Raw genomic sequence first — 19,979 nt, forward strand, 5'->3', positions numbered from 1 at the left:
ACTGTGATCAGCGTGTAAATGCTTAATCACAGTGTTTTTTAGGTGCTGAATCAGCCAGCGGCACGACGGTTGCAAGACCGCCGAGGCTGGTTTCCTTTAATTCAATGGCAATCTTTCTGCCAGTATAATTCATCGTATTAACAACCATATCAAAGCTGACACGATGATCCTTCAGTGAACCTAATTCCTCAGCCATAAATGCCGCATCAATGGCTCTTAGGGCGGCCACAGAGTTTCGCTCAATGCATGGAATCATAACATAACCGCCGACTGGATCACAAGTCAGGCCCAAGAAATGTTCAATACCAATTTCAGCCGCATATTCAATTTTATCATCATCCATATCATGAAGACTGGCCACTAACGCCGCTGCCATCGCACAGGCCGCGCCGATTTCCGCCTGACAGCCACCCTGGGCTCCGGAAATCGTTGCGTTGGTTTTAATTAGATTGCCGATGATACCGGCAATTTTCAGGCCGTCTATAATTTTTTTGCGATCAATCTTTAAATCACGATAATAATAAGTAATCACGGCTGGCAGCACACCGCTGGCGCCTAAGGTCGGTGCAGTTACCGTTGTACCGCCGCCGGCATTTTGCTCGCTGGCACCATAAGCATAAGCCATAATCAGAAGCTTCTGCTTACGCGATGGATCAGCCGCTTGCTTTGCTTTGCTGTATAAACCGCTGGCTACCCGTTCAAGCTGCAGACGGCCGGGCAGTACACCGGTAGTAATACAGCCGGTTGCCACAGTAGACAGCATTTGATCCAATATTTCATTCATGAAATCATCCAATACCTCAAATTCATCCGTATATTGTGCCAGACGAATATTTCGCTGCTTGCAGTATGCCATGATTTCCGCAAAGGAATGATGCGGATAGATTTCTTCGGGTTCAAGATCAGCGCTGCCCTTAACCTTAATTGCACCGCCGCCTACCGAATAAACCGTCCATTCGCCAATGACTGCGCCCGTTTCATTTAAGGCTTTTAAAATCATCGTGTTGGCATGTTCAGGCGCGGTTTCCTGCATAAAGCAAACTTCACAGCTCTTTGGTAAGAAGGTTTTGATAATGATGGCGTCTGTCAAATGACCTTTGCCGGTAAATGAAAGTGAACCATAGAGTTCAGCAAGATAAGACACCGCCTGCGGATAAGCTTCCTGAAACAATTTTGCCGCCCGCTGCGGTCCTAATGTATGTGAGGATGAAGGTCCTGGCCCTATCCGATATAATTCTTTTAATGATTTCACGCAAATACTCCTTTACAATGTATGAGAAATAATTCAAAGCCTAACTGTTTATCAAGCAAACCGCTCTTTATTTTCTGATCAGTATCCGCCAGCATCGCCAAAACTTTCAGCAGCTGATCACAGCTCACCGCACCCACCGCTTTTACGCTTAGCTTGACGCGATACGGATGCGCCTTCAATTCCTGAGTGATATCATTTTCATTCAGACCGCTCACCAGCAAGGTTTTTACTTGATAATAAAAGCGAAACTGCGATGCCAGCACGGATATCATAAATATGGGTTCTTTATTCAACGCATTCAGATCGTTCCAGATCTTGAATACCTGTTTCTCCCTTCCCTTCATGATTGCGTCAGCCAGCGCAAATACATCATCCTCAATTTGTCTGGTAATTAACAGATCGATGACCCGCATATTTAGGGTCTCGGGATATGCGATCAGCTTAGCCAGTTCATTTTCAATGATTGCCGAATCACAGGGCAGCAGACTGACAAGATGATTCAGTTCCTCATCACTGAGCTTAAGCTGACTGGCTTTCAGCGTCTGTATGACCTGAGCTCTTTTCCCCTGCTCATCCAAGGTTGAACAGCTGATTACCCGGCATGTCTTCTGAATCGTTTTCACGATTTTTTTTCGTTTATCGACCTTTTCAAAATTACCGCTTAAAATCAATGTAGTCGTTAACATTGGGTGATCGAGATAAGCCTCTAAGCTCTCAGTATTTTGACTGCCCTCATTGGCTGCACTTAAAAAGCTGCAGTTTTGAGCGACAATGATTTTATGCTCAGTAAAAAAAGGAATGGTTTGAGCATCGGCCAGAATTTCTTCCAGTGATGTTGTTGCCATATTGTATGTAATCGTATCCGGCTTAACATCATTTGACATATTGTCCTTTACGATTTTCTGAATCTCTTTTTGAATCCGCCCGCGGTCTTCGCTATAAATCAGATAGTTCATCTTATCACCTTGTTTATTATACCAAATTCCCGGCTTCCTGTTATGATAAAGTTGAAATTTAGAAAACTTTTTATTTCGATATCACCTTGAAGATCCGTTCTGAAGCATTTAATCTGATAATCTGCCAAACGGGCAAGCACTTCATCATGCGGATGTCCGTAGCGGTTGTTGCGGCCTGCTGATATGACAGCAATCCGCGGTCTTAAGGTTTGCAGGAATAGTGCTGATGATGAAGAATTGCTGCCATGATGCCCAACCTTTAAAATATCACATTTAATATTAGGATAAACACTCAGCAGCTGATTCTCAAAAGCTTGTGACGCATCCCCTGTAAACAAGTAATCAAGCGCGCCGATACGGCTCAGCAGTACGATGCTGTTGTCATTTTCATTACCGAAATCATTCTCTGCCAATAGTGAAATAAATTCGATATTTTTATAATCCATAGCCGCCTGCTTATCTGTTATCACCTGTTTGATCACAACTAAATCAGCTAGCTCCTGCAAACCGCCGGCATGATCCTTGTCGGCATGAGTTAGGATGAGCTGATCAATGGTCTTATATCCTTTAGCCTTTAATACCGGCAGGATTTTCCGTTCAGGAATATTCGTATAAAGGCTGCCTGCCGCGTCTATCATCATAGCGCCGCCATGGAATGGGAGCGTAATCAAAATACTGTCACCCTGACCGACATTTATATATGTGATAGTTGTAAACGGTTCAAGATAAGGTGAAAAATTAAGCACCAGCATGCCGCATAAAAGCCATTGCGCATGTTTAATGGACGCCTTGCTGATATATGCGATAACACAAATCAAATAAATGAGCAATGCCAATATCGACGGCTTACCCCAAAGTGTGAACAGCGTAGGCTGAAGCTGCTGAACCGCTTGATCTGCCGTGCGTAAAAAGATCAGCAGCCAATGCGTCGGAAAGAGTACGCAGACAAGGGTGAGCAGAAGATTAATGGAATACCAGACGCGGTAAAATGAAAAAAGCAGCGGTGAGAGCAGATTAAATTCATAAAAATTAAGCAGCTGCACCGGCATTAAAACAAGCCATGATGAGAGCAGCTTGGATATCTTATGACAGCTGAAAATAGAGAGCAGCGTAAAACTTACGGGCAGAATAAAAGATAATTCATAGACGGCATATGGAAATAGAAGTAAAGTCAAAAGCATGGCAATGCCTAATCGATCTTTGGATGAGGAATCCGGAAAAACTTGACGGACAGCAGTAAAAATCAATAAGCGGCAGATTGCGAAAGAAAAATGGATAAAGATGCCATAGAAAATCAGGAACGCTGCTGCCGCCATTTTACTTTTCGTCATTTTTTCAATCAGCTGCATAATGAAGGATAAATGCAGCGCTGAAACGGAAATCAGATAGAAGGCATCTTGTTCTCTCACCCCATAAAATACCTTAAAGCACCAATTTCTAAGCTCCTCATCAAAATTGTTCAGACGCTGGAAAAAGAATCGCTGAATTGATGATGATGGTTTAAGTATATTCAGTGATTTCGCATTAATTGATGCCGTGATGCCGCGGGCTTGACACCATGAGTCAAAATTAAAAGCGTACAGACTTGCGGTATTATCCAATGTTTGAAATTCACCATTCACCGTGATCATTGTACCCTTGGGCAGCACCTCATCAGTGTAGACAATAGCTTTGACTGAATCAAAATCTACTATTAAATAGCCATTACGGATTGATTCAACAGCTCCGTTTTTTGTCTGCGGAAGCAGGTTCGGCTTAGGCTGATGAGTGATAAAGCCGATAATGAGTAAAACGATGAGTGCCGTAATAGGCAGACGCCGATATTTAAGCTGCCAGATAATAAGCAATCCATAAAAAAGCAGCCAATGCGGTATTGATACAATTATCATTAAAGATAAAGCAAGGTAAAGCCAACGGCCTTTCATAAAGCCAGTTGATCCTTCATTTTCTCAAATGTCTTTTCACCAATCCCCTTTACATTCATGATCTCTTCAATGGTTTTAAAACCTTGATGGGCTTCACGATATTCAAGAATCAGCCGCGCTTTGTTTTCCCCAATTCCTTTCAACCTCATTAATTCTTCAAGAGAGGCGCTGTTTAAAGAAATCTTGTCATCTTTATATACAGGAATCACAATTACTGACTGATGCAGCACCTGTTTGTTGAGATTGAGTGAAGATAGATCGGCTTCCTCAAGCGGCCCGCCAGCTAATTCTATCAAATCAGAAATCGTTGTCTTTTCAGTGATTTCATAACTGCCCGGCTGTACTACTGCACCTTTGATTTCGGCCATTAACTGTGCTGCCGCATAGTCATCCATCTGTATAGGCTGCCAGTTATAATTTAGGCCAATCGTCAGCAGAACAAGGAGTATAAGTATTACTTTTTTCATCCTATCACCACTTATATATAAGCGGTAAAGTGGAAGATGCCCAACTTTCAACAAAAAATAAAAAAGTACGGGAAATATTTCTATTCCCGTACTGCGACCCAAACCTCCGCGTAATCATCTTCACCATAATATTCGATATCCGGCGCACCTGCTTTCATTCGGCCGGTTATATAGCCTGAATTTATTGGTTTATATTTGAATTTAGGCAGCCATTTCATGATTGCCTGTACCTCTGTTTTGGCGATGGTCTCAGGGGTACATGGAAATATGGCCCATGTTGCGGCTGGTATTGTATATGCCACCATGGTTTCTGGCACTGGCTGAGTACTGGCAGTTGCTATGTAATAATCAAATCTGCGGCTGTCTGTATCAACATTGTATACATTAACACCCAAGATGCCATATGGCTTGGAATTCATTAAAGACAGTAATCTTTCAATTAGCTGCTGCTTTCTAAAATTCTCCCAAAACTCAGGAATTACATGTCTTCCTTCTTGTTTTTGATTTGTTGTTTCAATTTTATAGCCAATCACCTTAAAGCTATCCATTTTCTCAATTCTGAATGGTTTTTCCATCAGTAGTTCCTCCCTTTAGGTATGCCTATTATAATTGATTTTAAAATTGCTTTCCTCTTTTTTTAAAACATTAAAGAAGAGCTTTTATTGATTAGACAAACAATTTAAAACTGCATCATAGAGATCAGACAATTATGTGCAGATGCAAATCTAAAAGGTATAGGGATAAAGATTAAATTTCAGACAATAATTCATGACTGGGGCCTGAAGCATCTATCTGATGATCAGCTGCAAAGCTTAAAGTAAAGCAAGTGCCAACATCCAGTTTACTGCTGACTTCAATTTTATCATGATGATGTTCCACAATCATTTTAACAATTGCCAAACCTAAACCTGAACCTGGAATCATTCATTTCTAAAGTTGCTCAATTCATTTATAGACAAAAAAAGCCTAGAAGTGGACATTATAGGACATTTCGAAAAAATTTAGCATAAAAAAACGCCTGAAACAGGCGTAGTTTATGATTTTGGAGCGGATGATGAGAATCGAACTCACGTAGTCAGCTTGGAAGGCTGAAGTTCTACCATTGAACTACATCCGCACATAAAAAAATGGTGCCGACTAGAGGACTTGAACCCCCAACCTACTGATTACAAGTCAGTTGCTCTACCAGTTGAGCTAAGTCGGCACAAAAAAATGGTGGAGGTTAACGGGCTCGAACCGCTGACCCTCTGCTTGTAAGGCAGACGCTCTCCCAACTGAGCTAAACCTCCATCTTTCGATTGCTCATTTATCTTACAGGAATTAGGCAAAAATGTCAACAGCTTTTTAAATTTTTTTGTTTAAAAAAGCTCAGATTTTTAAAACTGATGATCATTGTATAAATCTGATGCAAAAAGAAAACGAAGATTCCACTTCGTCTAAGTCTTAATGAATTGTTCTGATTTCATGATAAAAATCGTCGCAATATTTTTTCTGTTATGAATATCCTTAACTCCTATTGAATCTTCATATTGATTTCGATTTTTACTTGTTTTTTTATCAATGAGCTGTACCAATTTATCAGTTTCTTCATCATCAACACCAAGAATAAACGTAGTATTGCCATATTGAAGGAACTCACCCGTAGAAGCTACCATTGTTGCCATATAATCATTTTCACCCAGCAGTTCAAGCATTTCCTCCTGAAATTCATCATTTACAATTATCATCAGTAAATTCACTTTTACCACATCCATTCTTTCATGCTTTACCCTATTAAGTATATAATAAGATGTCCGCTTAATCAACTCATAATAAATCTCAATCTGTCTTAATTATGCATTCAGATATTAGTGATTTTTGATATCCAGCACCATTACAAGTTCATTATTTATATCGCGTTCACCGTTAAATGCAAAGCCAAGGGATTGATAGACTTTTATCGCCAGCTGATTTGACTCATAAACACTTAAATAAATCTCATCGTACCCATATTCTTCATGGATTTTTCTTATTAGCTGAATTAAAACAGGCTTTGCGTATCTTCGGCCTTGAAAACGTTCATCAATAAAGAATCGATCCAGCCACACTCTTCCACGTTCACCTTCATTGATCCAAAGACCATACATAGCAAAACCAATCAACTGTTCACCATCGGCAATAGCGATAGGATGCCATAAAGAAAACTCCTCTGCTTCCCGGCAGCATTCTTCCACCGTTTCTACATTTCCCTTCTGTGATGCGCTAATATGTAAATTTTTGACCTCATCATAATTATGAGATGTAATCGGAATAAATTTTATATGCATCGAATCGCTCCATTTCTTTAACCATAATAAACTATTCTTTTCTTAGAATCGTTGTCATTGATTTACCTTTTGCCAGTTCATCAACCAATTTATCTAAATAGCGTATTTTACGCAGAACATCATCTTCAATCTTTTCAACACGGCAACCGCATATACTCCCCTTAATCAAAACCGCATTTGGATTAAAGTGCGGAGCTTGATTAAAGAAGGTTTCTAAATCAACTTCAGAATTGATCTGCTGCTGAAGCGTATCTTCATTATAACCCGTCAGCCAGAAGATGATTTCATTTACTTCATCTTGTGTGCGTCCTTTCTTTACCGCTTTATTGACGTACAACGGATATATTTTGCTAAATAACATTGTGTATGCTTTAGGCTTTTCCATTTTATTTTCCTCACTTTCAAAAGAATTTAGTAGGCATTCTTTTAAAGCCTGCCTACTCAACAGTCTGTATTGTATTATTATACTCAATGTTGAAGCAAATAAAAAGCTTTCGGCATTTATCCCAATCAAATAAATTTTTATATCATGAAAAAAAAGTGCTATTAATCAGCACTTTTTGATATCATTTTCTATTCCCATTCAATTGTTGCCGTCGGTTTTGGTGATAAATCATAGCAAACACGATTTACATTGGCAACTTCCTTTAAGATACGATCAGTGATTTTCAGCAATACCGGCCAATCAATTTGTTCGATAGTGGCCGTCATTGCATCTACTGTATTTACTGCTCTTAAAATCACTGGATATTCAAATGATCTTGCATTATCTCTAACACCCACCGATTTAAAATCAGGAACAACAGTAAAATACTGCCATACCTTTTTATCCAAGCCAGCATTGTGGAACTCTTCACGTAAAATCGCATCTGCTTCTCTTACCGCCTCAAGACGTTCTTTAGTAATTGCTCCTAAGCAGCGAACACCAAGTCCAGGTCCAGGGAATGGCTGACGGAAAACCATTTCATCAGGCAATCCTAACTCTAAACCGCAGGCACGCACTTCATCTTTAAATAATTGACGTAATGGTTCTACTAATTCAAAATTCAAATCTTCAGGCAGTCCGCCTACATTATGATGTGATTTAACAACCTTTGCTGTCTTTGTACCGCTTTCCACGATATCTGGATAAATAGTTCCTTGTGCTAAAAAGTCAATGCCCTCAAGTTTTCTCGCTTCTTCTTCAAAAACACGGATAAATTCCGCACCGATAATTTTACGTTTTTCTTCAGGATCAGCGACACCCGCCAGCTTGCCTAAAAATCTTTCACTCGCATCAACATAAACTAAATTGGCATCAAGCTGATTCTTAAATACCTCAACAACGCTTTCTGACTCACCCTTGCGCATGAGCCCATGGTTCACGTGTACACAAACCAATTGTTTGCCGATCGCCTTAACCAATAATGCCGCAACAACTGAACTGTCTACACCACCAGACAATGCAAGTAAAACCTTACGATCACCTACCTGCTGACGAATTAATTCCACTTGATCAGCAACAAAGTTTTTCATGTTCCAATTAGCTTCGGCATGACATGTATCAAAAACAAAATTTTTAAGCAAGTCAGCGCGGGCATCCTTATCCTCAGGCCAGCAAGTTAATTTTTCTTCACAAATGGCTGGTTCATGTTCAACTGCCATTACCGGATAACCTGCTTCATATACACATTTGCATACATCAATCCGTTCCCCATCAATCATATGATTTGGCCCGCCATTAATAATGATTCCCTTAACATTTGGCAGTTTTGTCAATTCCTCCTTAGTAATATCATGTGGATATATCTCACTGTATACACCTAATTCACGAATTTCTCTAGCTAAACGTGTGTTATCACTGCTGCCTAAATCCAAAATTACAATCATATCTTGTTTCATTCCGTCTCTCCTTTACCTTTTATACTACTATTAATGTACCATATTTTGACAATCACTGCATCTAATAAAATAGAATCATTACATATTTTTATAAAATGATTCTATCAATTATTTTATTTATCTTTGAAATTCAAATCGCGAATTTTTTCAAGTGGCTGATTATATCCCTTTCGCTGACTTTCTTCAAACTCTTGCTGTCTTCGTTTACGCAGTCCTTCTACCTCTAACAGCAGTTCGCGGCTTGACATTCTATGTGCTCCCTGACCGCTGACAATCAATTGTTCCATTGCATCAGAGGTTGCGACAACAACTCGATAATAGCTGCTCAATTTATGCGTTGCCCGCTCAATATACATATCAGCTGTCTGCGCCTGATCCGTATACACTACAAAAATACTATGATCTTTAAACATTTGGCCAACACCTTCAGACACCTTATAGGCATCGAACACAAGAATTAACAGACATTGCTTATAGCCTTGAAAATCTCCCATCAGCTGCATCAGCCTCGAACGAGCAGCTTCCAAATTATCGGCAGCCAGTTCCTTTAATTCAGGCCAAGAATGAATAATATTATAACCATCAATCAAATAACATAAAGGCTGACGTTTCACACTAGTCAACAAACCTTGAACACTTTCTTCTTTAGCTTTCTTAGAATTATTTTCCAAGCGCCGTTTTCCTGGCCCATATGTCTTAATAAATATCGCATCTAAATCTTCATCATTTAACTTTTTCATTTCCTTGGCCGGGGCACTTTGCTGTTTCTTTTCCGTTTTGCTGTAACTGGTTGTAACATGCATCTGCTTCTTTACCTCATGCCAAGGTACAAAGTAACCGGCGCCGTGTGAACAAAAAATTGAACCTGTAGGATTATCGATATCGGTTTCGCTATCATAACCCGCATCAGCAATTATTTCATCTTGATTTTGACATGGCTTATAGCCTTCCATCACACAGGCTAATTTTCCTTTACCCTTTGTATAAGCAACTAACTCGCTTTGATAGTTCTGCATTTTTGCTACTGACGCACTACCGCTCAGTACCGTCATTTCATTGACAGTATCATCGATTACAAAACTCCCATTCATCTGTTCAACATCAAAAACAGCACGACTTAAATATTCTGTAGGTACTTCTAGTTTAAATTTGAAATAAGGTTCTAATACGATTGATTTGGCAGATTTCAGCCCTTGACGCACAGCCCGATAAGTTGCTTCACGAAAATCTCCGCCTTCAGTATGTTTTTGATGAGCCCTACCGCTTAATAAAGTTATCTTCATATCGGTAATAGGTGATCCAGTTAACACTCCTAAATGCTCTTTTTCTTCAAGATGGCTCAATATCAGCCTTTGCCAATGACGATCCAGTTCATCTTCAGGACATGCACTAGCAATTTGGATACCGCTGCCTTCATTCCCCGGTTCAAGCAGCAAATGCACTTCAGCATAATGCCTTAATGGCTCATAATGCCCTACGCCTTCAACGGGCTCCAAAATTGTTTCACGGTAGCTGATAGCACCATGATCAAAAGAAACATCAACATTAAAACGATTGCTGATGATATTTTTTAATATTTCAGTCTGAATCTCTCCCATCATCTGAACTCTGATTTCTTTTAATCGTTCATTATATGTAATATGAAGCTGTGGGTCTTCCTCTCCTAGCTGTTTTAAATTTCTAAGCATAGTAAATGCATCACAGCCTTCAGGCAGCTGCATCCGGTAGTTCATATAGGAAGAAAGCAAAGGCTTTTCAGATTTTTTTTCAAAACCAAGTCCTTCGCCCGCATAGATATTCAGCAGTCCTTTAACCGCACATACCTCACCAGCTATAGCTTCATTAACCGCAGTAAATTTACTGCCTGAATATTTACGAATCTGGTCAACCTTCTCACTTTCACCCAGTTTAGCTTTAACTTTTAAGCTGCCGCCAGTGATTTTCATATGTGCTAGTTTATTGCCATTCTCATCTCGAGTTATTTTGTATACCTTCGCACCAAATTCCTCAGGGTAATCATGCATTACAATAAATTCACTTAATCCATCAAGAAAAGTCTCTATGCCTTGCCTTTTTAATGCTGAACCAAAATAGCATGGAAATACCTTTCTTTCATGTATTTTAGCTGATAACAAACACTTGTTTATAATCGTATGTTCCATATAATCATCCAGCAATTCATCATCACACATGGCCGCCTGTTCCATCATTTCATCAGATGGAGCTGTAAAATCAACACATCTCTCATCTAATCGTTTACGTAACTCAATCAGCAATTTTTCTTTTGTTAGATATGCCGTATCCATCTTATTAATAAAAATAAATACAGGTATTTGATAATGCTCCAGCAATTTCCAAATCGTTTCCGTGTGTGTCTGCACACCATCAACACCATTAATGATCAAAATTGCATAATCCAGAATCTGTAAGGTTCGTTCCATTTCACTTGAAAAATCGACATGCCCCGGCGTATCAAGCAAGGTAAATTCGATGTCTTTCCATTGGCAAATAGCTTGTTTTGAAAATATAGTAATTCCGCGGCTTCTCTCTTGTTTGTCATAGTCTAAAAAAGCATCGCCATGATCGACACGCCCCAATTTTCGGATACTCCCGCTCAAATAAAGCATACTTTCTGATAATGTTGTCTTGCCGGCATCTACGTGTGCCAGAGTTCCGATTACTACATGCTTCATTTGATTACCTCCTGATTTCTTATCCAAAAAGACAGGTCAGCTGCCTGTCTAATTTTCATAGCACTTATAATATCACATTGTTCATTATTTTTAAATTATAATTGATAATTTGTGTATAAAGTCAATGCCTGTGTCCTTCATATATACATGAATATGTGGAAATATTTCCGTGATGTCACTACTATTTTTTGAAGAAAGTTTCCAATTTAAGAATCAAATGGTTAAAACATAATGTCAATGACTCTCATAATTTTTTAAATTGAGAAATCGTGTCCTATATTCATTAAATATTAAGCCTTTTATTCATTATTATTAATTCTATAGACGCTTCGGATGTAACAGGGGTACGGCTATGTAAGAAAGAAATTGGGATAGTTTAGAAACTGACACAAGACATTCCAGAAAATATGATTTCGCTGTTTTTTATACTTCTGAATTTTCTGAAGCATAAGAAAGCTCTCGGTTATCCTTATGTGGCTTTATGAATCAAATTTCTTAAACTTTTCATCCCCTCTGTATTACGTTTTATCTGCGAGATAACACAAATTTATTCAACTTACTCCTGCTTAAAAAGTAACCATCATTGATGATTTTTACTTTAAAGATAACTGATGGGAATAAAACTTATTGATTAATCCACTGATTTGTTCTTCTGATTCAAAATTCATATGCTAGACTCTCATTTTGCCTATTACAACATAATAATTCTGTTTCTCTGCTTGAAAATAGACCTTTAATGTTCCACATTCAAAGAAGCAACATTTGCTCATTCTTTGATGTTTCTCAAAATATTGTAATACAAGTTTTCAAGTGTATTTTCCCTTTTATCTTTCTTTAAATCACATTCCCAAACTGTTATAACATTCCAACCTGCTTCAGATAATTGCTTATAAACAAATATATCTCTTTCAATATTATGATTTAATTTTTTATACCAATATTCAGTATTAGATTTGGGCATTACAAAATATCGGCAACCTTGATGACCATGCCAAAAACAACCATTTACAAATATAACTGTTTTATATTTAGGTAATACAATATCAGGCTTACCAGAAAGTTTTTTTACATTTTTCCTGAATCGCAAACCTTTAGAAAATAGATATTTTCGAACAATTTCTTCCGGTTTAGTATTTACACTACGTATCCTAGACATATTGTAACTTCTCACTTCTTTAGTATGGTTATCCATAATCGTAATCCTCACTGTTTTATTTCATTGCTAATTCAAACACTTATGTATAAATGTCATCATCTAAAATTTTCTTTAATTCCCTATTAAATCTGAAACACTAACTTTGATATTTTTTAAATGTACAGCTTTCGCATTGATTTTTACGCTTTTTTGAAAATTGCAAAATATAATAAAAACTCATAAGCCATACAATTCTGCATCACAAAATATAGGTATATCTTTACTATTCAGAAAAAGATCTAACTTTTTTCAAGCTCTTTCAAATCATCTTGTCGTATTTTTAATCCATTCTAAAATCTGCTCATCTTCAAGATTGGATATTCTGTTCTAAATTATCATGTCATTGTCCCGCGACTATTTGTTTACATTTCTTTATCATGATGGGATAAGACTGTTCATAAAAACTACGCCTTATAATGTTTTTGACTTCATCTCTTTTGTGATTTTCTTTTGTAGCAAGCATTTCACTCCACAATCTATTCTTTCCGAAACAAATATTTCATATTTATGGGTAAACTCGTCTAATAAACATATTTCTTTTATGTACGGATTAGTTGCATTACTTACATTATTAATGCTGTCATTGAGCCTGTATTCTAAGAAATTTATAACTTCTATTTCCATTTTTTCTTTATATTCAGTATTAACATACATTTTTTTATATATTCAGTCAAGTATTTGTTTCAATCAAAAAAACAAATTTAAATTCATTCAGCTTCTTTCTTTCATTTGCCACTGACATGCAGACTTTATGCGTCTCAAATGAAGATAGATTTTAAGCTATATTATTTCAGATTTTACACAGTTATTTTATATCTTTTAACCTTTTCAAAGCTATATCTCATAGTGATACTATTTTATGTCTGATTTCTTTTGTGTGTTGAATCTGAACGATATACACTATATATCTATTTCTTACTGCTGAACTTCTAAGCATTGAACACCTAAAGTTTCTAACGTTTCTACTTTCTGTATATAATCATTTCAAACCCTATTAAATCGTGTAATTCCGCTATTTCACTAATCTTCCTATAATCCAACAGACCTTACCGCAAATACTCATCCAATTTTCTATTTGCTAAATTTCACCAAATATCAATTCTTTATCTATAACTAATTCATTTATTCTATAGAAAACATTTTCTACTCTTAGCATGAAATTATGAAAGCGGCAATCATATTTTTATTCTATTAAAGCTTACTTTTTCAGACTTAAGCTGTAAGTAACCTTTATAGATAAACAAAAAAACTATTTCCTCCATAAGTAAACAGAGTACGTGAGTCTCAAGCAATGTCAGATCACCAGCTGTATTCGATTATTTCCCATCTATGAGAATAACTTCTATAATAAATGCTGTCTATCAGCAAGACAATTAACTGTTCAGACTATTTTTATTGTCGATATTTTAAATATATAAGATCACAGAAGTGAAATATTTCGTAAATATGCTTTTTTATTCAATTTAAATCAATTATAAGAATTTATATTTTTATAATATTATGTAACATTTTAAATATATTATTGACGCAATATAATTCAAATGCTACTATATAATTAAATATAAAGGAGGATTTCCCATGAAGAAACAGGCCGAAGAAAGCAAGCACGATAAGTTTGTAAGGCTTGCTGAAGCCAGAACCAATAAAATCATTGATACCTTACAGCTCCTTGGTAATTGTTCAAACACTTCTGTCTATGAATATACGATGGACGAAGTTGAAGAGATTTTCCAAGCAATCGAACAAGAACTGCGTGAAGCTAAAAAGAAATTCACAAAAATAGAGCCTGAGAAAGTAACCAGATTCTCATTGAGCAAGCGCAAGAGGTGAAAAACATGTTCAATCTTATACAAAAGTGGAATTTTCCATCTAATAATTATGGTCAGATTTTGGGCATTGCTGATTCTGGTGTTGAAACCTTTAAAGGCACCCCTATTAAGTCTTTAGCACGAGAGATCTGTCAAAATTCTCTAGATGCTGCACTTGAAAACGGGGAGCCTACTCGCATTGAATTCAAAACTTTTGAAATAGATCCCCATAAAATTCCTGACTTGAGTAATTTAGAAGATGCTTTTAAGCGAGCTTTGGATTTTTGGTCGCAACAGCAATCTTCTAAAGCGAAGAACTTCTTTAAGCAAGCATTAGAGGTAATCCGTAAACCTTCTATCACTTGCTTAAGAATCAGCGACTTCAATACTTCCGGCCTTGTTGGCTCCCATGAAGAATATAATTCAGCCTGGTGTAATTTAACAAAATCTGCAGGCGCTTCTGATAAGTTTGGCAGTCATGGCGGCTCCTTTGGTATTGGAAAATTTGCACCATATGCGTGTTCTGCTCTCAGAACTGTTTTCTATAGTACCAGTGACAAAGAAGGCCTTTGTGCATCTCAGGGCGTTTCCAGACTGACTTCGTTCAAGAACAAGAAGAATGAAATCACCCAGGGGACAGGTTACTACGGTAATGACAAGAATAGCCCTATGTATAAACAGTATTCATTGGATCCTGCATATTCTCGTAATTCGAACAACTCTGGCACAGATATTTATATTACTGCTTTTACTGGTGATAAGGAATGGCAACAACAGATGATAGCTTCTGTTATAGATGGTTTCCTCTATGCTATTTTCAACGGTACTTTGGTAGTAAATATTGATGGAACCATTATTAGCAAGGAAACATTACCTAATCTAATGATTTCTCATAAGGAATATTTTAATGAACATGCTGACGAATACTATCAGACACTCACAGACGAAAAGTTATCAAAAACATTTACGAAAGAACTTACGGATGATCCTGAAACCACTGGTAAGCTCACTTTGAAATTAATGATTATGCCCTCTTTTAGCAGACGTGTTGCAATGATTCGTCAAACTGGCATGAAAATTAAAGACAAGGGCAACATAAATGCTTTGATTCCATTTGCGGGCACTCTTTTTATTGAGGGTGATGCTATTAACTCATATCTTCGCAGTCTTGAAAATCCGCAACATCTCGAATGGGAAGTTGAACGTGCTGAAAACAAGAGCAAAGCCAATCGTCTCTTAAAAATAGTGCTTCGTTTTATTAAAACCTCTTTGGATGAAATGAAAAACGATGAAAGTGAAGAAGCACTTAATCCGACTGTAGGTGAATATCTCTCTGCAAATGACTTTGATAAGTCTCCTAATCAGGAACGTACTGAAGCATTGCAAGACAGCATTAAAGACATAAAAATCCATGTTAACGAAATTGCTCCTAAGCCTTCTGCTACACCAACTAGGGAACCTGGTAAAACACTTGTAGAGGATGAAGAAGGCGACATCATTATCACAGATTTTCCCGGCGAAGGTGGTAATGGTAGCCAAGGTCAGGGCAATCACGATGGCTATGGCGGTGGTCGTAACCTCAGTGACGGGGGGGAAAATGTTCCTGTTGAACATCACAAGAAACTATCCGCTATTTCTGCAACCAGTATTCGTAATATGGTTCGTAACAAAGCCACTGGTGAGTATACGATTGTATTTACCCCTTGTTCATCAGCTATGGATGTTATCTTAGAGGTATATATGTCTGCTGAATCTCAAAACTATGAAGCATCTATACTTGCAGCCTCTTGTTCTGAGTGTCCTGATTTGAAGTTTAACAAAAATAGAATTACAAATCTGGTATTTACTGAGAAAAAGGCTCTCAGGCTCAACATTCAGCTTGATTATCACGATTATTGTTCTTTGGAGGTGAAGGCATATGGAAATCAAGTATAAATTATATCCTTATCCTGTGCTTTCTTCTTATTCAAACGATTATAAGACTAGCTCCTTTGATGTAGCCATCAATATAGTTCGCGATGGTTATGATCTGCGAATAGATTTCCTCGCAAACCTCACCTGTCAAAGTCTTCAAGACTGCATTAAGCAGGGCGTTGCAAAATTTGTTTACCACTTGGAGTGTGCACAGACTGGCTTCCGTACAGTAGTCCAAACAGATAAGGTAAGTGAAGTTTATACCTTGCTGAACAAATCTGTGAATGGTAAATTGCAAATTTGTCCGTTCATTGTGGCAGTTAATGATTTGATAGACTTTACCAGCCCAGATTTCCATGACGATTATCAAGGTATTGCCTTTGACATTGAAGCTGGCTGTGTAATGGCTGTAGGTAAAATGTTAACTGTGAATGTTTCTAAAGATATTGATGATCTTGCAAACACACCATCTATTTTTAACATCAGCAAAAATCCTGACGAAAGTTGTAAACAAATGCTAGTTGATATGTCTCAACGTAAAATCATTATCAAGCTCCCTCTTAGTGATTTTTATAGCTATAAAGCCTTGAGTACTACGCCTTTGGCACAACCTATCCTTAACTCTCTCACTGTTGTTCCTGCTCTCGTATATATTTTAGAGGAACTGAGAGCTTTGCCTATTCAGGAGCGCAGTGAAAACTCTGACACATTATGGTACAAAGTTTTATCAAAAACTCTGTTGACACAATTTGACTGTGATATTGAAAGTGAAAAATTCAATAATCAAAACTGCTTAGTTCTTGCCCAAAAACTAATAAACAATCCGGTAACGGATGCATTTACATTTTTGACAAGTAGCTTTGGTGCTGCGGGAGGTGACGAATAATGAAGTTACAGTTTGTAAGCTACGATAACATAGACATTATCAAGTCCAATCTTATAAGCTGGGTTGATAATTTTAAGCAGGATTCCTCTGAATGGCTTCAGGAAGAGTTTGGAAACGCATTATTCTCAGATACCAAATTCGCTGAAATTCCCGATTTCAGTCTGGATATGACTGCGGATAGGCCTTTTCTCACAGAAGCAGAAAATGTCAAACGTATTTACGAAAATCTTTGCTTCCTTTCCGACTCCCAAGCATCTGATGAACGTTTATGGGCAGGATTATGTCTTGGTCCGTTCTGGGATTATGTAAAGTACAGATGGGAGATCAATAAAAAGTGTACGGTCGCTAATGTACAGCAGCACTTTTTCTTTGGCTTTGGAGCCAGACGGTCCTTAACGAGAAACGCTTTATCCAGACTGTGGTGGATTGGACGCCTTACATATGATGAGAAACGTTCTGACCCTTGGGAACTGACAAAATTTGTGTGTGAAAGTTCCGACTATATCATGCATATCTTAGAGCGTAATACATCAAATAACACCACAATCATTCGTCCTTTCCTGGATGCAATCATAGAAGCAAAGGCTCAGGGATTACCTATCGACACAAACATAGTTGGTGAATTAGCTAAGTACCTCAATTTGCTCGGTGGTATTTATATTCTGGATTGTCTGCCTGAGCAGCGAATTTATGAAAAAGTTCTTATTAAAGCAAATGAGATTTGCAAGATTCCTGAAAAAGTAATCGAATAAGATAAATGGGTCACTTCGATGATTTTGAAGTGACCCATTCCTTTATTCTGCTGCATTGTTCAAGATGCTAATTACGCTGTCGGCAATAGCCCTTGCCAAATACGGGGGTACAGCATTTCCAACTTGCTGGTATTGCGAATCCTTTGTCCCTTCGAATATAAAGCTATCAGGGAAAGTCTGCAATCTTGCTGCTTCACGAATAGAAATAGCACGATCTAGCTCAGGATGTATCCACATAGATTTTCGTACATTCACAACTGTTCCAGATGGTTCATCGTACTTTAAACGCATATAGATAGTATTCTGAGTGCGATCAGCATTACTGTACGTTGTTTTCAGTTTTGGATCAAGGTTATGAAAGTTTTCGCCGGCTTTCAGTGCTTTAAATCTTTTCATTGCTGTTTCTCTAGTTGCTGTAGTAATATGATTATAAAGTGCCTGACCTCTCAGTTCTTTCTCCAATCCTGCTGCATTAGGGTGAGCTTCAAGCTCAATATAATCACCCGTAACCTCAGTTACAGGGATTACATCTTGAATATCTGCAATTGCATCGCGTACAGTTCTATAGTGGCCCTCATCAAATTTGATTTTAGGAGCAGTATACTTTATATTCTTTTCCTTTTTAAGTCCAACAATAATAAAACGTTCTCTTCTTTGCGGTGCTCCATAATTGATTGCATTAAGCGTGTTCTCGCTCAAAGTGTAGTTATAAGGTTCATTCTCCAAAATTGCCCTTATGTAATCCAGAACTGGATAGGACTTTACTACTGCGACTAAACTACCTTTTTCTTCTTTGAACTCGAAAACATGTATGTTATTATCAGTTAATTCTTTAATTTTCATGATTGCTCGCTGCATCATAATAGAATCGCTAATCGCTGACACAGCATCGTCAAAATTGTTTTTCTGTTCAATATATTGCAACAGCATTTTAGCCATTCTTTTATCATTATACTGCAATACATTTAATTCTTCAACCTCAGTGGTTAAACGTAGAATCTCGCTAAGCTGTACAATCAGTTTTTTTTGATATTTTTTAAGCGTTACGTCAAACTTGGCATGATTAATTCGGTAACGATAAAGAATATTAATTATCTTATAGAAACCATCTGCCCATGCGAACCCCATTTCTGAGTGTGCTGTTTCTAAAAAAGTGATTGAGTTTTCAAAATTTACGCATTCAGGCAAAATCTCTATTCTGTCCTCAGACAAAGGAAGAGCCATAATTCGTTCATTTTCAAGGTCTTCCTCTTCAAGAAAAAATCTATGCACTTGCGAACGAAGCATTGCAACGTTTTCCATAACAAAGGCTTTGGGATTCAATTCACAGATGGCTCGAACATACTCCTTGACAAGTCTGTTATTCATACTAATCACAGTTGTATGCTGACGATTTGCGTTTGAAAAGCCTTGACATGGTGGACCGCCAATTACAATATCAACTGACCCAACGGTATCTTGTAATTCTGCGTAATCTATTGTTCTTACATCAGAGTAAAGTCGTACCAGCTTAAAATTTCTCTTATAGGTTTTTCTTGCATTTAGATTGTTTTCAGCAGCGGCAATGATTTTAACTTGACCGGTTTGCTTAAATCCTAGGCTCAAACCACCAGCTCCAGCAAACAAATCTATTACACTATATATCATATTTATTCTTCCTCCATCAACTGTTTGCTCACATCAAAGTTGATCCCTCGAACTTCACAAAAGCTTTTGAATAACTTCATGGTTATGAAATTAGGCCTGCTTTTACCAGATTCTCATCTATTAACAGCAGCAAATGAAACGCCTAATGCTTCAGCAAACCCTACTAAGCTCATCAGGCATTTATGTCGAATCACCTTTATCTCAATTTGATGAACTTAATTATTCTATGAGATTCTAAAAAGAATTTGTCGTATGCGATTTTCTACTTTGCATTGTTTTTTGAAAAAGTTATTCATA

17 protein-coding genes and 3 tRNA genes are annotated in these 19,979 nt (G+C 37.5%); 4 read left to right on the top strand and 16 right to left on the bottom strand.

What is annotated here, in order from left to right:
* Positions 1-22 precede the first annotated feature (22 nt).
* From DWZ33_RS01455 to DWZ33_RS01525, 15 genes are all read right to left on the bottom strand, one after another.
* Complete coding sequence (locus DWZ33_RS01455; protein ID WP_118453548.1) at positions 23-1,252, bottom strand: L-serine ammonia-lyase, iron-sulfur-dependent, subunit alpha; 1,230 nt, start codon at positions 1,250-1,252, stop codon at positions 23-25.
* Entirely contained in the window at positions 1,249-2,208 is a 960-nt protein-coding gene (gene holA / locus DWZ33_RS01460) for a DNA polymerase III subunit delta (protein ID WP_118453549.1), read from the bottom strand. Before holA ends, DWZ33_RS01455 begins: the two co-directional genes overlap by 4 nt.
* Positions 2,205-4,133, bottom strand: coding sequence for a ComEC/Rec2 family competence protein (locus DWZ33_RS01465; protein ID WP_118453550.1), 1,929 nt, complete (start codon positions 4,131-4,133; stop codon positions 2,205-2,207). The genes holA and DWZ33_RS01465 overlap by 4 nt, the downstream gene beginning before the upstream one ends.
* Complete coding sequence (locus DWZ33_RS01470; RefSeq protein ID WP_118453551.1) at positions 4,130-4,600, bottom strand: ComEA family DNA-binding protein; 471 nt, start codon at positions 4,598-4,600, stop codon at positions 4,130-4,132. Before DWZ33_RS01470 ends, DWZ33_RS01465 begins: the two co-directional genes overlap by 4 nt.
* An 80-nt stretch (positions 4,601-4,680) precedes the next feature.
* On the bottom strand, positions 4,681-5,175 hold the full coding sequence (locus tag DWZ33_RS01475; protein ID WP_118453552.1) for a GyrI-like domain-containing protein: 495 nt from the start codon (positions 5,173-5,175) through the stop codon (positions 4,681-4,683).
* A 172-nt stretch (positions 5,176-5,347) separates the two neighbouring features.
* On the bottom strand, positions 5,348-5,524 hold the full coding sequence (locus DWZ33_RS01480) for an ATP-binding protein (protein WP_118453553.1): 177 nt from the start codon (positions 5,522-5,524) through the stop codon (positions 5,348-5,350).
* Positions 5,525-5,643: 119 nt separating this feature from the next.
* Positions 5,644-5,717, bottom strand: a tRNA-Gly gene (locus DWZ33_RS01485).
* Between the two features lie 11 nt (positions 5,718-5,728).
* A tRNA-Thr gene (locus tag DWZ33_RS01490) sits at positions 5,729-5,804 on the bottom strand.
* Positions 5,805-5,813: 9 nt separating this feature from the next.
* Positions 5,814-5,889 (bottom strand) — tRNA-Val (locus DWZ33_RS01495).
* A gap of 147 nt (positions 5,890-6,036) precedes the next feature.
* Positions 6,037-6,339 (bottom strand): cyclic-di-AMP receptor, encoded by a 303-nt coding sequence (locus DWZ33_RS01500; protein WP_029473315.1) that lies wholly within the window; start codon positions 6,337-6,339, stop codon positions 6,037-6,039.
* A 108-nt stretch (positions 6,340-6,447) separates the two neighbouring features.
* Positions 6,448-6,906 carry a GNAT family N-acetyltransferase gene (locus tag DWZ33_RS01505; RefSeq protein WP_118453554.1) on the bottom strand — a complete coding sequence of 153 codons (459 nt, stop codon included), beginning with the start codon at positions 6,904-6,906 and terminating at the stop codon, positions 6,448-6,450.
* A gap of 31 nt (positions 6,907-6,937) precedes the next feature.
* Entirely contained in the window at positions 6,938-7,291 is a 354-nt protein-coding gene (locus DWZ33_RS01510) for a DUF2200 domain-containing protein (protein WP_118453555.1), read from the bottom strand.
* Between the two features lie 188 nt (positions 7,292-7,479).
* On the bottom strand, positions 7,480-8,787 hold the full coding sequence (gene guaA, locus DWZ33_RS01515) for a glutamine-hydrolyzing GMP synthase (protein WP_118453556.1): 1,308 nt from the start codon (positions 8,785-8,787) through the stop codon (positions 7,480-7,482).
* Positions 8,788-8,900: 113 nt separating this feature from the next.
* On the bottom strand, positions 8,901-11,480 hold the full coding sequence (locus DWZ33_RS01520) for a translation factor GTPase family protein (protein ID WP_118453557.1): 2,580 nt from the start codon (positions 11,478-11,480) through the stop codon (positions 8,901-8,903).
* A 766-nt stretch (positions 11,481-12,246) separates the two neighbouring features.
* A complete protein-coding gene (locus DWZ33_RS01525; protein ID WP_118453558.1) occupies positions 12,247-12,672 on the bottom strand; it encodes a very short patch repair endonuclease in 426 nt (141 codons plus the stop codon).
* A gap of 1,581 nt (positions 12,673-14,253) precedes the next feature.
* On the opposite strand from DWZ33_RS01525, the gene DWZ33_RS01530 reads away from it, so the two are divergent.
* Genes DWZ33_RS01530 through DWZ33_RS01545 form a run of 4 tightly spaced genes read left to right on the top strand, consistent with a single transcriptional unit; the run spans position 14,254 to position 18,035 of the window.
* Positions 14,254-14,505 (top strand): glycoside hydrolase family 70 protein, encoded by a 252-nt coding sequence (locus DWZ33_RS01530; protein WP_118453559.1) that lies wholly within the window; start codon positions 14,254-14,256, stop codon positions 14,503-14,505.
* A 5-nt stretch (positions 14,506-14,510) separates the two neighbouring features.
* Positions 14,511-16,418: a hypothetical protein gene (locus tag DWZ33_RS01535; RefSeq protein WP_118453560.1), complete on the top strand. Its 1,908-nt coding sequence runs from the start codon at positions 14,511-14,513 to the stop codon at positions 16,416-16,418.
* Positions 16,402-17,283: a hypothetical protein gene (locus DWZ33_RS01540; protein WP_118453561.1), complete on the top strand. Its 882-nt coding sequence runs from the start codon at positions 16,402-16,404 to the stop codon at positions 17,281-17,283. Before DWZ33_RS01535 ends, DWZ33_RS01540 begins: the two co-directional genes overlap by 17 nt.
* Positions 17,283-18,035: a DUF6339 family protein gene (locus tag DWZ33_RS01545; protein WP_118453562.1), complete on the top strand. Its 753-nt coding sequence runs from the start codon at positions 17,283-17,285 to the stop codon at positions 18,033-18,035. The genes DWZ33_RS01540 and DWZ33_RS01545 overlap by 1 nt, the downstream gene beginning before the upstream one ends.
* Positions 18,036-18,077: 42 nt before the next feature.
* On the opposite strand, the gene DWZ33_RS01550 is transcribed toward DWZ33_RS01545, so the two are convergent.
* Entirely contained in the window at positions 18,078-19,682 is a 1,605-nt protein-coding gene (locus tag DWZ33_RS01550; RefSeq protein WP_118453563.1) for a DNA cytosine methyltransferase, read from the bottom strand.
* Between the last annotated feature and the right edge of the window lie 297 nt (positions 19,683-19,979).

This window comes from Dielma fastidiosa, assembly GCF_003475485.1.
Taxonomy (GTDB): domain Bacteria; phylum Bacillota_I; class Bacilli_A; order Erysipelotrichales; family Erysipelotrichaceae; genus Dielma; species Dielma fastidiosa.